Genomic DNA, 14,133 nt, shown 5'->3' on the forward strand with positions numbered 1-14,133 from the left:
GGGATCGTGGCGCAAGCCTCTCCTCGTGCCGGAAGCACGGCCCCAGGGACAGAAATCGCTGCGACGGAGCGTCCGAAAGGCGCTTTTGTTACTACCAAGGCGCGTCGTTCGGCGCTCCGTCTCCCCTCAAAGTCGAGGGGAAGAGAACTAAAAGCCCAACTCGCGCGGCGGCGCGGGAACGCAAGCGCTTGGCTGTTTGAAATTTGAATTCGGAAATTGGCAACGCGTCGACACACATTCTGCGTCGTCCCCGCCAACAGGTCCGGCTATTGCCGGCCCGATGACAGGCTCCGGCGGGGACCCATACGCCGTGTCGTCAGTGCTCTGGAAGAGCGTTCGTGGTCTTGTTGAACCAACGTGCAACAAAATCGACCTGACGCAGCTTGGCTTCGACGGGGGCTGCTTCCTTTCGAGACGCCGCGCAAGGCGCGGCTCCTTAGAGTTTGTGAATCTATTCGAATTTCGACGTTTCTGCGGGTCCTAAGTCTTTGATTTGACTCATGTCGGAAAACGCAAAAATCAATAGATTCACAAGCTCTCAGGATGACGGCGGTGTGAGGTTCAGATAAAAAATCCCACACCCATCGCCACCACCGCCGCTTCCAAAACGCGGACGTCCGGACGTTGGTCAATAGCAGCGCGAGGCCGAAATCGCGTGCATGCGGCTATCGCCGAGCACATGCGCCATGAAGCCCGGCGTCTGAAATATTTTGGCGAACGCCGCGTCGCGAATGTTCAAGCCGCCGGTGTAGGCGCCGAACGCCGGCATTATTGCGCGCTCGCCGTCGCTGGCAAAACATCGCCGCTCCACCGTGCGTCCGCGCGTGGTGACGCGCGCTTTCGGATGCAGATGACCGGCGATTTCGCCGGCGGCGCCGGTCGGCTCGTGACGAAATGCGATTCTGCCGATCGCAACCTCGCTGGCGACCACGCCGCCGAGATCGGACGGCAGCGCCGGATCGTGATTGCCGGAGATCCAGATCCAGTCGCGCCGCACCTGCAATGCGGCGATCGCCTCGCGGTCCGGTGCCGACAATCGCTCATGAGCTTTCCGATCATGAAAACTGTCGCCGAGCGCGATCACAGTGCGCGGGTCATGCCGCGCGATCACCGCGCTGAGGCGGGAGAGCGTCGCCACGGTGTCATAAGGCGGCAGCAGCACACCGCGTGCGGCAAAGCTGGAGCCCTTTTCCAGATGCAGATCGGAGACGACGAGCAGGCGTTCTGTTTCCCAGAAAAATGCGCCAGACAGGTCAGCGACCAGCGTCACGCCTGCGATCGTGACGGTGGCGATGCGCACGGTGGAAGGCTCGTCTTTTGAAATTTCCGCGGGTGCCGTCACGTTCTATCCCATCGCCTCTTTGACAAGGTCGTCCGCAGCTTCCGCCAGCAACTCGTCGGAGGCTTCGCCATAGACTGACTCGCGGCCGATTTCCAGCATCACCGGCACCGCGAGCGGCGAAACATGGTCAAGTTCCTTGTGGAGAATCCGCCCCTTGATTCGCGCCAGCATATCACTGAGCCGGCGGATATCGAGCAGCCCGGTTGCGGCGTCGGCGCGCGCGGCGCGGAGCAGCACGTGATCGGGCTGGTGCTTGCGCAGCACGTCGTAGATCAGGTCGGTCGAGAACAGCACCTGACGCCGGGTTTTTTCCTCGCCGGTGAACCGCCGCGCGATCAAGCCCGAGATGACCGCGCAAGTGCGAAAAGTGCGCTTCATCAGCGCGGATTCCGCAAGCCATGCTTCGAGGTCGTCGCCGAGCATGTCCGGATCGAACAGCGCATTCAGATCGAACTTTCCCTGCCGGATCATGAACGACAGGTCACCGAGACTCCACACTGCCAAGGCGTATTCATTGGCGACGAAGCCCAGCGGTCGCACCCGCGCACGCTCCATCCGCCGCGTCAGCAGCATGCCCAGCGTCTGGTGCGCAAGCCGTCCCTCGAACGGATAACACACGAGGTAGTGCTTGTTGGCGCGCGGAAAGGTTTCCACCACCAGTTCGCGCACGCCTGGCACGCGCGAGAAATCGGCCTGCAGCGACAGCCAGTCGCGCACCTGGTCGGGCAGGCCGTTCCACGCCCGCTTGTCCGCGAGCAGCTTTCGCACCCGTTCGGCGAGATAGGTCGAGAGCGGAAACTTGCCGCCGTTGTAGGATGGAACCTTGGCGTCCGCATCGTTGGCGCGGGACACATAGACCTGGTCCTCCATCAGCGATTCGTAACGCACGACCTCGCCGGCGAACACGAAGGTGTCGCCGATCACCAGCCCCTCGATGAAGGCCTCCTCGATCTCGCCCAGCATTCGCCCGCCGCGCGCCAGTGCGCCGGTCGAACCCGAACCGCCGCCGCGCGCGCGCACCAGCCTCACCTTCAGCATGGTGTCTTCGACGATGGTGCCCACGTTGAGGCGATAACTTTGCCGCACGCGCGGATTGGTGACGCGCCAGCGGCCGTTGTTATCCTGCTTGATGCGTGCGAAACGCTCATAGGTTTTCAGCGCGTAGCCGCCGGTGGCGACGAAATCGACGACGTCGTCAAAGTCGGTGCGCGTCAACTCCGAATAGGGCGCTGCCGTCAGCACTTCGTCATAAAGCTCGGCGGCGAGAAACGGCTCGCCGCAGGCGCAGCCGAGCACATGCTGCGCCAGCACGTCGAGCGCGCCGGTGCGCAGCGGCGGGGTGTCCTGCGCATTCTCCGCCACCGCATCGATGGCGACGCGGCATTCCAGCACTTCAAAACGGTTGGCCGGCACCAGCACCGCGCGCGAAGCCTCATCGATGCGGTGGTTGGCGCGGCCGATCCGCTGCATCAGCCGCGACGCCCCCTTCGGCGCGCCGATATTGATCACCAGGTCGACATCGCCCCAGTCGACGCCTAGATCGAGCGAGGAGGTGCAGACCACGCCGCGCAATCTGCCGGCCGCCATGGCGTCCTCGACCTTGCGGCGCTGGGCGACGTCGAGCGAGCCGTGATGCAGCGCGATCGCGAGGCCGTCGTCGTTCATGCGCCAGAGGTCCTGGAACAGCATCTCGGCCTGGCTACGGGTGTTGACGAACACCAGCGTGGTCTTGTTGCGCTTGATCAGGTCGTAGATTTCGCTCAGCGCATGGCGCGCGGTATGGCCCGCCCATGGCAGCCGCTCGCGGGTGTCGAGCATCTCGACGATGGGGGCGGCCGCACCGCCGGCGACGACGATATCGGCGGCCTCGCTGGTGCCGTCGCGTTGCGGGACCAGAAACCGCGCCAGCGATTCCGGCTCCGCCACCGTGGCCGACAGGCCGATCGAGCGCAGCTGCGGCGCCAGCCGCCACAGCCGCGCCAGCCCGAGCGACAGCAGATCGCCGCGCTTCGAGGTCACCAGCGCGTGCAGTTCGTCGAGCACGATGCGCTTCAGGGATGAAAACAAAAATGGCGCGTCGTCCGACGACAGCAGCAGCGCCAGCTGCTCGGGCGTGGTCAGCAAAATATCCGGCGGATAGCGCCGCTGCCGCTGCCGCCGCGACACCGGGGTGTCGCCGGTGCGGGTCTCGACCTTGATCGGCAACGCCATCTCGGCGATCGGCGTCTCCAGGTTGCGCGCGATATCGACTGCCAGCGCCTTCAACGGCGAGATGTAGAGCGTGTGCAAGCCGCGGCTGCGCGCCACGTCACGTCCCGTGGAGACGAGCTTCTTTTCGCCTCCCCTCGCAACGGAGGACGGGGAAGAAAGCTCCACCAGCGTCGGCAGAAACCCGGCCAGCGTCTTGCCGGCGCCGGTGGGGGCGATCAGCAGCGCCGAACGGTCGTCCCGGGCTTTTGCCAGCAGCGCCAATTGATGCTCGCGGGGCGACCAGCCGCGCGCGGCGAACCAGCGCAGGAAGGTTTCTGGCAGCAGTTGAAGTTGGCAATCGCGATCCGGAACCAGCACGCCTGAGACGTAAGCCTTCCGAGTCGCCCGGTCGAGGTCGATTGCGCGATGATCCAGCGCGCCGGGATACCGCCAAAGGCGGTATTTTATGCAGTTTATGGCCTGCCACGTATCATTCCCAGTCAGTGTGACTGCTCCGCCACAGACAGACTTGGACCTTGTGGATACACTCTAAGTTCAATTTTGGAACTTGGGGACGATTATGAAAAAGATTCTGGCTGGAGCTGCAGCACTCCTCGGAACCGCAGTAAGCGCCCAAGCGGCGGACATGGCGGTCAAGGCGCCTTACCTCAAAGCGCCGGTCGCCATGGTCTATGACTGGACCGGATTTTACATCGGCGTGAACGCCGGGGTCGGCATCGGCCGGGATTATACCCGCTTAGTAGTCCCGCCCTCATTCGAAGCATCCTACCTCAACCCCCAAGGCGGCCTCGGCGGCGGCCAGATCGGCTACAACTGGCAGGTTCAGAACGCCTTTTTCGGCGCGCTGGTATTCGGCGCCGAAGCCGACATCCAGGGCACGGGGATGCGGGACAGTTACACCTGCCTGCTCGGCTGCACGGTGGGGGTCAATTCCCAGTTCAGCCAGAAGCTTGACTGGTTCGGCACGGTCCGCGGACGCGTCGGTATCGCGACCGGCCCGGTCCTGACCTACGTCACGGCCGGCTGGGCCTATGGCAGCGTCAAGACGACACTGACGGAAACCATCGGCACGACCGGCGCATTCGCGTCCAACCAGAACCGTGGCGGCTGGACCTGGGGCAGCGGCATCGAAGCCTCGCTCGGCGGCAACTGGACCGGCAAGATCGAATATCTGTGGTTTACGCTCGGCGACCGTCTCGACCTGTTCACGCTGAACGGCATTCCCCAAGCCATGAGCACCGACATCCGTGAGCAAATCTTCCGGGTCGGCCTGAACTACCGCATCGGCGGCAACGGCGCGGCTTACGTCCCGCCGCCGGCGTCGAACTGGACCGGCTTCTACCTCGGCGGCAATATTGGCTCCGGCATCGGCCGCGACCGCACGGCATTAAGTGCTGCCGGTACCACCGAATTCTTCAACCTCTCTCCGGACGGCTTTAATGGGGGCGTCCAGGCCGGCTACAACTGGCAGGCGGCGAACTGGGTTTTCGGCCTTGAAGCCGATATCCAGGGATCGAGCCAGCGCGACAACCGTGCCTGCGTGGCATCTTGCAATCCGGTGGCGCTGTTTGCCGCCTATGACGCCAGCCTGCCCTGGTTCGGTACCGCACGCGGCCGCGTCGGTTATTCGGTCGGGTCGACCTTGTTCTACGCCACCGGCGGTTACGCCTACGGCAGCATAAAGACCAAGATCGCCTATAATCTCGGTACCGGCGTGGGTAACGTAGAATTCTCGAACACCAAAGGTGGCTGGACGGTCGGTGGCGGTATCGAGACCCCGTTCACCTTCCTGGTCGGAGTGCTGGGTAATAACTGGACCTCGAAGACCGAGTATCTCTATGTCGATCTCGGGACCCAGACCGGTGTCTTCGCCGGACCGGGAGCACTCGTGGCGGCCAACAGCACCCAGGTTCACGAGCACATCTTCCGCACCGGCCTGAACTATCACTTCAATTCCCCGGTGGTTGCGAAGTACTGACCGCGACGACAACGCAGACATCAAAACCCCGGCCTCGTGGCCGGGGTTTTTGTTTGACGGCCGCGCAACGGCTCAGGCTTTTGCCGCGACGGCCACGAGCCCGGGCACCGCCGCGTTGTCCTCGTTCCGCGCGGACAAATTCTGCAGCCGCGACAGCGTCAGGCCGGCAGCCGCGATCGAATTGCAGACGTAGGCGGAGCCGTGGGCATAACGCAGGGCCTCGCCGAGGATGACGCCCTCGCCGCCATGGGTCTCGGTGGTGAATGCCAGCAAGCCGCCGGGCACCAGCACGCGCGCGGCTTCGCGCAATAGCGGCGCGAGGTCTGACAGGTACACCATCGCGTCGGCTGCGAGAATAAGGTCGGCGCTGGCGTCGGGTTTGCCGCCCAGGCCCTGCACCATCTCCGCCACCTCCAGCTCGGCGTAAAGCCCGCTGGCGCGCGACCGCTCGATCATGCGCGGCGACAGATCGATCCCGGCGAACGCATCGACCTCTTTGGCAAACGCGCGCGCGGCAAGCCCGGTGCCGCAGCCAAGATCGATGGCGCGCTTGAAGAACGCCGGCTTGCGGACGGCGGCGCGCGTGGCGAGCACGGCCTTGAACAACAGCGCCGGCCCGCGATAGCCGAGGTCATCCACCAGCGCGGATTCGAATTTCGGCGCGTATTGGTCGAACAGCGAACGCACATAGGCCGGCGGCATGCCCGAAAGCTTCTCGGCGCCCAGCAGCATCAGCCGCAGGCTTGCACCGTGCCGGTCATCGGGATCGGCTGCCTGCGCCTTGCGAAAGGCCGCGATCGCCTGCTCGCGTTCGCCGAACTGCGCGCGAATGTCTCCGAGCGTGAACCACGCCGAGGCAAAGCCGGGCGCAAGGTCGGTGGCCTGCAGCAGCAGATCAGCGGCGGCGGCAAGATCGCCTTTCAACTGCAGATCGCGCGCGAAATCGAAACGGCGGTCGGCGATCATATCGCCGGAAGACAGGAACAATCGCGCGGGCATGGTCTCTACATTCGTCATTGCCGGGAGCCTGTCCCCGACTTGATCGAGGACGACCGGCAATCCATCGACAAGAATTGTTCCGGAAGATGGATGGGCGGGTCAAGCCCGCGCATGACGGTTCAAATCGTCGCAAGCGGGCCTATATAACCGGCATGCGTCCGCAAGACATCCTGATGCCCGTCGCCGCCGGCCTGTGCTGCAAGCCCGGCGGCTTTCATATCGATCCGCTGCGGCCGGTCGAGCGCGCCGTCATCACCCATGGCCATTCGGATCACGCCCGCCCGGGCCACGGCGCCGTGCTGGCGACCCAGGAAACCCTCGACATGATGCGGCTGCGCTATGGCGACAACTTTGCGCACACAACGCAGGCTGTTCGCTATGGCGAGCAAATTCGTGTCGGCGATGTCAAAATCAAATTCCACCCCGCCGGCCACGTGCTGGGTTCCGCGCAGATTGCGGTGTCCTGCAAGGATACCTGCATCGTCGCCTCCGGCGACTACAAGGATGCGCCCGATCCCACCTGCGCGCCGTTCGAAGTGGTGCCGTGCGATGTATTCATCACCGAGGCCACCTTCGGCCTTCCGGTGTTCCGCCACGGCGACGCGGCCGGCGAAGTAAAAAAGCTGCTGGCATCGGTGGCACTGTTTCCCGAACGCGCGCATCTGGTCGGCGCCTATTCGCTCGGCAAGGCCCAGCGCGTGATCGCGCTGATCCGCGAAGCCGGTTACGACGCGCCGATCTATCTGCACGGCGCGATGGAAAAGATCACCCGCTACTACGAAAGCCGCGGCGTGCCGCTCGGCGAGCTGCGCATGGTCAAGGGCATGAAGAAGGCCGAGCTTGCCGGCACCATCACGCTGGCGCCGCCATCGGCCACCTCCGATATCTGGACACGGCGGTTTCCCGATCCGGTGACGGCATTCGCGTCGGGCTGGATGCGGGTGCGCGCGCGGGCCCGGCAGCGCGGCGTCGAACTGCCTTTGGTGATTTCGGATCACGCCGACTGGGACGGCCTGACCACGACCATCGACGCCACCGGCGCCGGTGAAGTCTGGGTCACCCATGGCCAGGAAGATGCACTGGTGCACTGGTGCACGGCCAAGGGCCTGGTCGCCCGGCCGCTCGATCTGGTGGGCTACGGCGACGAGGATGAGAACGAGGCGTTGCCGGCAGACGAAGGCGCTGAGGCATGAACCGCTTCGCCGAACTGCTCGACCGTCTCGCCTACGAGCCCGGCCGCAACAACAAGCTGCGGCTGATCACCTCCTACCTTCGCGAAGTGCCTGATCCGGATCGCGGCTATGCGCTGGCGGCGCTGACCGGAGCGCTGTCGTTCAAACACGCCAAGCCGGGGCTGATCCGCGACCTGATCATGGCGCGCACCGATCCGGTGCTGTTCGCGCTATCGCATGACTATGTCGGCGATTTCTCCGAGACGGTGGCGCTGATGTGGCCGAAGGCCGCACCGGCTCTCCACAATCATCCGCCCCCGCCAACCCTCACCGAGGTAGTCACCACGCTCCGTACCCTCGGCAAGACCGAACTGCCGGCGCAGCTGACACGCTGGCTCGATGAGCTCGACGAGACCGGCCGCTGGGCGCTGCTAAAGCTCGTCACCGGTGGGATGCGGATTGGCGTCTCCGCGCGTCTTGCCAAAACCGCGGCGGCGGCGGTCGGCGGCGAGGATGTCCACGACATCGAACTGATGTGGCCGGGGCTTGCGCCGCCCTATCTCGATTTGTTTGCCTGGCTGGAAGGCCGCGCCGACAAGCCGGTCAACCGCGATCCGGCGCCGTTCCGGCCGGTGATGCTGGCGCATGCGATCGAGGACGCCGATTTCGACGCGCTGGACGCCGCCGATTTCATGGCCGAATGGAAATGGGACGGCATTCGCGTCCAGGCGGTCGGCGGCCGTGACGAGCGCGGCAACATGGTCGCGCGGCTTTACTCGCGCACCGGCGAGGACATCACCAAGAGCTTTCCGGATCTGGTGCCGTCGCTGCACCTGCCGGGCGCCATCGACGGCGAATTGTTGGTGCTGCGTGACGGACGGGTGCAGACCTTCAACGTTCTGCAGCAACGGCTTAACCGCAAGGTCGTGTCGCCGAAGCTGATGAAGGAATATCCGATCCATTTGCGCGCCTACGACCTGCTGGGCGATGGCGACAATGACCTTCGCGAGTTGCCCTTTGCCGAGCGCCGCCTGAGGCTCGAAGCGTTCATCGCAAAACTCGACGATCCCCGCATCGACCTGTCGCCGACAATTGCCTTCGCCAGCTGGGACGAACTGAAGGCGGCGCGCGCCGATCCGGCAAGCGCGGGAGCCGGCGATGACGCCGAGGCGGTCGAAGGCGTGATGCTGAAGCGCTGCGATGCGCCGTATCTGCCGGGCCGGCCGAAAGGACAGTGGTGGAAGTGGAAGCGCGATCCGCACCTGATCGACGCCGTGCTGATGTACGCGCAGCGCGGCCACGGCAAGCGCTCGTCATATTATTCCGACTATACCTTCGGCGTCTGGACCGAAGGCGAGGGCGGCGAGCAGTTGGTCCCGGTCGGCAAGGCCTATTTCGGCTTCACCGATGAAGAACTGCTGCAGATCGACCGTTTCGTGCGCCGCAACACCACCGAAAAATTCGGGCCCGTGCGTCACGTCGTGCACGAGCCGGACCAGGGGCTGGTGCTGGAAGTCGCATTCGAAGGCCTGCAACGCTCGCCGCGCCACAAATCCGGCGTCGCCATGCGCTTTCCACGCATCAACCGGCTGCGCTGGGACAAGCCGCCGCGCGAGGCCGACCGGCTGGAAACGCTGGAGCGGATGCTGAAATCCGACGCAGCAATTCAGCTGTAGCATTTTCGAGCGAGGTGAAAACCGGTTCGGATGAAGAAAACGCACCAAATAGAAAACGGCGGCGGCCGGCGGCCATTGACGCCGTATGGCCCGTTCCCCATTTGCGCTGGGCCGGCTACAACGGTGCGACGGCGGGAGACCATGATGCAGAACGAGACGAGCCAGATTCCCGGTGACACGCCGCGGGATTATCCGCGAGGTCTGCCGCGGCGTGAGGATGGCCTGTCGCGATTTCTCGGCGGCTCGCCGCTTTCGGTGGCGTTTCGCCTGATCCTGCTGTCGATCCTGGTCGGCGTGGTGCTCGCCGCCATCGGCTTCGATCCCTGGAATATCGTCGCCAGTATCCGCCGGCTGTTCAACTGGATCTACGAGCTCGGCTTCGACGCCATCAACGGGCTGTGGCGCTATTTCCTGCTCGGCGCCGTGATCGTGATTCCGATCTGGCTGATCTCGCGACTGTTCGGCGCGCCGCGCGGGCGATGATCGGAAACCTAGACCGGCCAGTCCTCGGCGGTGATCGTCGCGGCGTCGGCGCCGACGATTTCGGAAAGCGAATCGCGTCCCGTTCGCAGCAGCGTCGAGGCCAGATCGGCCTTGATGCTGTCGACGAGGCCGAGGCCCTTGTAGATCAGCGATGAATAAAGCTGGATCAGGCTTGCGCCGGCGCGGATTTTCGTCAGCGCGGCGCACCCGCTGTCGATGCCGCCGACACCGATCAATGGAAAGGCGCCCTCCGCGCGCACATAGGTCTCCGCCACCATCCGCGTCGACAATCGAAACAGCGGCCGGCCGGACAAGCCGCCCTGTTCCTTGGCGCGACTCTGTTCGCGTAAGGTCGAGGACCGCGTGATCGTGGTGTTGCCGACGATCATGCCATCGATCCGGCGCGAGCGCGCAATGTGGACGACATCGTCGAGCTCGTTCAGCGTCAGATCGGGCGCGATCTTGAGCAGCACCGGCGAATCGCCGGCGTTCTGACGCACCCGCTCGCGCGCATCGATCACCTTTGCCAGGAGATCGTCGAGCGCCGCCGCCTGCTGCAGGTTGCGCAGGCCCGCGGTGTTCGGCGACGAGACGTTGACGGTAAAATAGCTCGCCACCGGCGCGAAGGTCTCGATCAGCCTGACGTAATCGGCGGTCCGGTCGGACGAATCCTTGTTGGCGCCGACATTGACGCCGACGATGCCAGCAAGATGCGCGCGATTTGCCAGCCGCCGCAGCACCGCGTCGGCGCCGTCATTGTTGAATCCCAAGCGGTTGATAACGGCTTCGTCGCGCTCCAGCCGGAATAGCCGCGGACGCGGATTGCCCGCTTGCGGCTTCGGCGTCACCGAGCCGATTTCGACGAAACCGAAACCGAGCCGCAGCAGCGCATCCGGCGCCTCCGCGCTCTTGTCGAAGCCGGCGGCCATTCCAACGGGATTGGGGAAATTCAGTCCGAAGGCGCGCACCGCAAGTTTTGGATCGTCCGGCCGCGGCCGGATCGGCGGCAGCAGCCGCAATCCTTGGATTGCCAGCCGGTGCGCGTCTTCCGGGTCGAACCAGCGCAGCAGCGGTAAAGAAAAGGCGTCGAATGCGCGAATCACGGTTCTAGCTCCGGGATGTCGTGAGTTCCGTCGGAACGCGTGCGCATGTCGAGCACGGCCGTGACCGCCCCGAGATCGAGTTCGCCGTAGAGATGCGGAAACAGCTCGTCCTGGCGCGACGGCTCCCAGCGCAGCGAATCGCCGAGCGAATCGGCATCGACCGCGATCAGAAACAGCCCGGTTTGGCCGGAAAAGTGCCTTCTCGCGGTCTCCGCCACCTGCGGACCGGTCGAAAAATGGATAAAACCGTCGCGCAGGTCGTCGGCGCTGCCGCGGAAGACGCCGCTCCGCTCGGCCTCGCGCCAGGCCGAGGCGGGACAGATTTTGTAAATCATGCGCAACGCCGCAATTCCCGCTTGTTATTGAGTCTTTTGGGATTTATCGGCATTTCCGGGCTCCGCTCCGACCGTATCGGCGGGGTGGCCGTACTTCAAGAGCAGCATTTATCCACAGGGAGGGTTGCGCAGCCGCAACAATTGAGGTAATAATTCCTAGATTTTTTCATAGGGTTGGAACCATGGCCAAATACCAAGCTGAAATGTTGACGCACGACCAGATCTGGGGCGCGTTGGATCGCCTTGCCGAGCGCTCCGGACTGACCGCCTCCGGCCTTGCCAAGAAGTCGGGCCTCGATCCGACCACCTTCAATAAATCCAAGCGCATCACGATTGAGGGCCGTCCACGCTGGCCGTCGACCGAATCGGTCGCCAAGGCGCTCGCCGCCACCAATGTGCCGATCGACACTTTCGTCTCGTTGATCGAGGACACCCCGCGCGTTGTCCAATCGGTGCCGCTGCTCGGCTTCGCGCAAGCCGGCGCCGGCGGCTATTTCACCGATGGCGGCTTTCCCGTCGGCAAGGGCTGGGACGAAGTCGGGCTGCCTTCGGTGAACGACGAGCATGCCTACGCGCTGGAAATTTCCGGCGACTCGATGAAGCCCGCCTATCGCGACGGCGATGTCATCGTGGTGTCGCCGGGCGCCCAGATCCGCAAGGGTGACCGCGTCGTGGTGAAAACCAGGGACGGCGAGGTGATGGTCAAGGAACTGAAGCGCCGCACCGCCAAGACGCTGGAGTTGAGTTCGATGAACCCCAACCATGTCGACCGCACCCTTGCGGCGGCCGACGTCGACTGGATCGCGCGAATCGTGTGGGCGAGCCAGTAGAGCAGCCCTTCTCCCTCGCCCCGCTTGCGGGGAGAAGGTCGGGGTAAGGGTGCACCGACGCGGACTAAAGCATGCTGGTCTTGTGTCGGGTCGCCGTGACGTTCAGGTTCACCTCTCCTCGCAGGGGAGAGGTGAAGAGCACGGGCGACGCCCGCCCCCTTACGAAGCGTAGTCGGGCTCCTTGCGGTCGAGGATGCGCTTTAGCGCGTCGAAGTGCCGCTGTGCCGGCGTCGGGCCCTGGTAGAGGTCGGTCCCGCCGATATCGCGCTTGGTCTTCTCGACGACGGCGTCGGGAAGCTGCTTCAGGGGTTGCTGCGTCCACATCGCATAGATCTGAACCTGTGCCGCGCGCTCGATGTAATAAAGCCGGTCATAGGCGTCGGCGACGGTCTCGCCGACCGTGCTGATGCCGTGATTGGCCATGAACAGCACCGTCTTGTCGCCGATCACTCTGGCGAGGCGGGCGCCTTCGGCCGGATCGAGGGCCGGTCCGGTGTATTCGTCGTCATACGCTATTTCCCCGGACATCCCGACCTCGGTCTGGCCGATCTCCTTGATGCGCGGGTCCTCCAGGCGCGTCAGCGCGCTCGCATAGGGCATGTGGGTGTGAAATACCGCCTTGGCCTGCGGCAGCGCCTTGTGGATGGGCGCGTGGATGCAGAAACAGGAGCGCTCCACCTCACCTTCGCCGCGCTTGACCTTGCCATCATCGATGCCGACCTCCATGAACGAGGAGGCCGTCACCTCGGACCAATGCATCCCGAACGGAATCTGGTAGTAGCGGTCGCTGCTGCCCGGCACCACGTAGGTCAGGTGATTGAAGATGCCCTCGCTAAAACCCTGATTAAAGGCCAGCCGGTGCGCCGCCGCGAGATCGACCCGCGCCTGCCATTCCTCGGCGCTGTAATTCTCAAGCGTCTTCGGCGAAACCCTGAACTGCATGGCGTCCTCCTAACATTTGTTGTTCTGCGACATAGAATAGCGCAATTTTTAGCTGTCGTCATTGCCGGGCTTGACCCGGCAATCCATCAAAACGGAATGGGCTTCCTGCGAAAGTGTGATGGATGCGCGGGTCAAGCCCGCGCATGACGATTGATGTTATGCCGACCGCGCCAGCGCGCCGTCGATCATCGCCACCGCATTCGGCAATCCGTAGACCGCGACGAACGAGCCGAAGCGCGGGCCCTTTTCCTGGCCGAGCAGCACCTGGTAGAGCATGTTGAACCAGTCGAGCGAGACGCCCGGCCGGCCGTCCTTGCCCTTCTTGACCGCATCGAGAAACGGCTCGCGGCGGCCGATCTCGTAGACGACGTTCTGGATCTCCTCGGCGGATGACCCAGGTGGCAGTTGCGACAGCGCGTCGCGCAAATCCTGCAGCGCCACCCGCTCAGGTTCGGTCGGCTCGCGGAATTTTTTGGTCGGCGCCACGAAGTCGCGATAATAATTGATGGCATAGCCGACCATCGCATCGAGCTTCGGATGGGTCTTGGGCGTCACGCCCGGACGATAGCGCCCGATGAAACCCCACAGCGTCGCGGCATTCTCGGCATTCGACGACGACACCAGCGTCAGCAGCAACTGGAACGTGACCGGCATATCGGCGGCCGGCGGATCGCCGGCGTGAATATGCCAGACCGGATTCGACAAACGCTGCTTTCCATCCTGCCGCCGATAGCCGTCGAGGAATTGCTGATATTCATCGACCGTGCGCGGGATCACGTCGAAATGCAGGCGCTTGGCCGCTTTCGGCTCCCGATACATGAAGCACGACAAGCTCTCCGGCGACGCATAACGCAGCCACTCATCGATGGTTAGGCCATTGCCCTTCGACTTGGATATCTTCTGTCCGTTCTCGTCGAGGAAGAGCTCGTAGTTGAAGCCTTCCGGCGGCGTACTGCCAAGCGCGCGCGCGATCTGACCGGACAGCTTTACCGAATCGATCAGGTCCTTGCCTGCCATCTCGTAATCGACGCCCAGCGCGACCCAGCGCATCGCCCAATCCGG

Annotated in this window: 11 protein-coding genes and 1 pseudogene; 5 read left to right on the forward strand and 7 right to left on the reverse strand. The window is 64.0% G+C overall.

Translation table 11 applies throughout. The features are described from left to right. Positions 1 to 628 precede the first annotated feature (628 nt). Together pdeM and VGP39_RS25295 are read right to left on the reverse strand one after the other, a co-directional pair. Positions 629 to 1,342 (reverse strand): ligase-associated DNA damage response endonuclease PdeM, encoded by a 714-nt coding sequence (gene pdeM / locus VGP39_RS25290; protein WP_327570824.1) that lies wholly within the window; start codon positions 1,340 to 1,342, stop codon positions 629 to 631. 3 nt (positions 1,343 to 1,345) lie between these two features. Continuing rightward, positions 1,346 to 3,910 carry a ligase-associated DNA damage response DEXH box helicase gene (locus tag VGP39_RS25295; protein WP_327570825.1) on the reverse strand — a complete coding sequence of 855 codons (2,565 nt, stop codon included), beginning with the start codon at positions 3,908 to 3,910 and terminating at the stop codon, positions 1,346 to 1,348. Between the two features lie 202 nt (positions 3,911 to 4,112). Between VGP39_RS25295 and VGP39_RS25300 the strand changes: the two genes are divergently transcribed. Continuing rightward, positions 4,113 to 5,531, forward strand: coding sequence for an outer membrane protein (locus VGP39_RS25300; RefSeq protein ID WP_327570826.1), 1,419 nt, complete (start codon positions 4,113 to 4,115; stop codon positions 5,529 to 5,531). Positions 5,532 to 5,603: 72 nt separating this feature from the next. Here VGP39_RS25300 and VGP39_RS25305 read toward each other — a convergent pair whose 3' ends face one another. Continuing rightward, complete coding sequence (locus tag VGP39_RS25305; RefSeq protein ID WP_327570833.1) at positions 5,604 to 6,530, reverse strand: class I SAM-dependent DNA methyltransferase; 927 nt, start codon at positions 6,528 to 6,530, stop codon at positions 5,604 to 5,606. A 152-nt stretch (positions 6,531 to 6,682) separates the two neighbouring features. On the opposite strand from VGP39_RS25305, the gene VGP39_RS25310 reads away from it, so the two are divergent. The 3 genes from VGP39_RS25310 (at position 6,683) to VGP39_RS25320 (ending at position 9,861) form a co-directional block, all read left to right on the forward strand. After that, entirely contained in the window at positions 6,683 to 7,723 is a 1,041-nt protein-coding gene (locus VGP39_RS25310) for a ligase-associated DNA damage response exonuclease (protein WP_327570827.1), read from the forward strand. Beyond that, the gene (locus VGP39_RS25315) at positions 7,720 to 9,378 is read left to right on the forward strand and encodes a cisplatin damage response ATP-dependent DNA ligase (RefSeq protein WP_327570828.1); all 1,659 of its coding nucleotides are present in this window, start codon (positions 7,720 to 7,722) and stop codon (positions 9,376 to 9,378) included. Before VGP39_RS25310 ends, VGP39_RS25315 begins: the two co-directional genes overlap by 4 nt. A gap of 144 nt (positions 9,379 to 9,522) precedes the next feature. Then, on the forward strand, positions 9,523 to 9,861 hold the full coding sequence (locus VGP39_RS25320) for a DUF6460 domain-containing protein (protein ID WP_327570829.1): 339 nt from the start codon (positions 9,523 to 9,525) through the stop codon (positions 9,859 to 9,861). Between the two features lie 8 nt (positions 9,862 to 9,869). Here VGP39_RS25320 and VGP39_RS25325 read toward each other — a convergent pair whose 3' ends face one another. Both VGP39_RS25325 and VGP39_RS25330 read right to left on the reverse strand, forming a co-directional pair. Next, positions 9,870 to 10,964 carry a quinone-dependent dihydroorotate dehydrogenase gene (locus tag VGP39_RS25325; protein ID WP_327570830.1) on the reverse strand — a complete coding sequence of 365 codons (1,095 nt, stop codon included), beginning with the start codon at positions 10,962 to 10,964 and terminating at the stop codon, positions 9,870 to 9,872. Next, a complete protein-coding gene (locus VGP39_RS25330) occupies positions 10,961 to 11,305 on the reverse strand; it encodes a DUF952 domain-containing protein (RefSeq protein WP_327570831.1) in 345 nt (114 codons plus the stop codon). Before VGP39_RS25330 ends, VGP39_RS25325 begins: the two co-directional genes overlap by 4 nt. Positions 11,306 to 11,502: 197 nt before the next feature. Between VGP39_RS25330 and VGP39_RS25335 the strand changes: the two genes are divergently transcribed. Next, complete coding sequence (locus VGP39_RS25335; protein ID WP_327570834.1) at positions 11,503 to 12,129, forward strand: helix-turn-helix transcriptional regulator; 627 nt, start codon at positions 11,503 to 11,505, stop codon at positions 12,127 to 12,129. Positions 12,130 to 12,288: 159 nt separating this feature from the next. Here VGP39_RS25335 and VGP39_RS25340 read toward each other — a convergent pair whose 3' ends face one another. Together VGP39_RS25340 and lysK are read right to left on the reverse strand one after the other, a co-directional pair. Next, complete coding sequence (locus VGP39_RS25340) at positions 12,289 to 13,071, reverse strand: class II aldolase/adducin family protein (RefSeq protein WP_327570832.1); 783 nt, start codon at positions 13,069 to 13,071, stop codon at positions 12,289 to 12,291. Positions 13,072 to 13,227: 156 nt separating this feature from the next. Continuing rightward, a pseudogene (gene lysK / locus VGP39_RS25345) lies at positions 13,228 to 14,133 on the reverse strand (lysine--tRNA ligase); the annotation flags it as partial.

The organism is Bradyrhizobium sp., from assembly GCF_036009065.1.
In the GTDB taxonomy this organism is placed as follows: domain Bacteria; phylum Pseudomonadota; class Alphaproteobacteria; order Rhizobiales; family Xanthobacteraceae; genus Bradyrhizobium.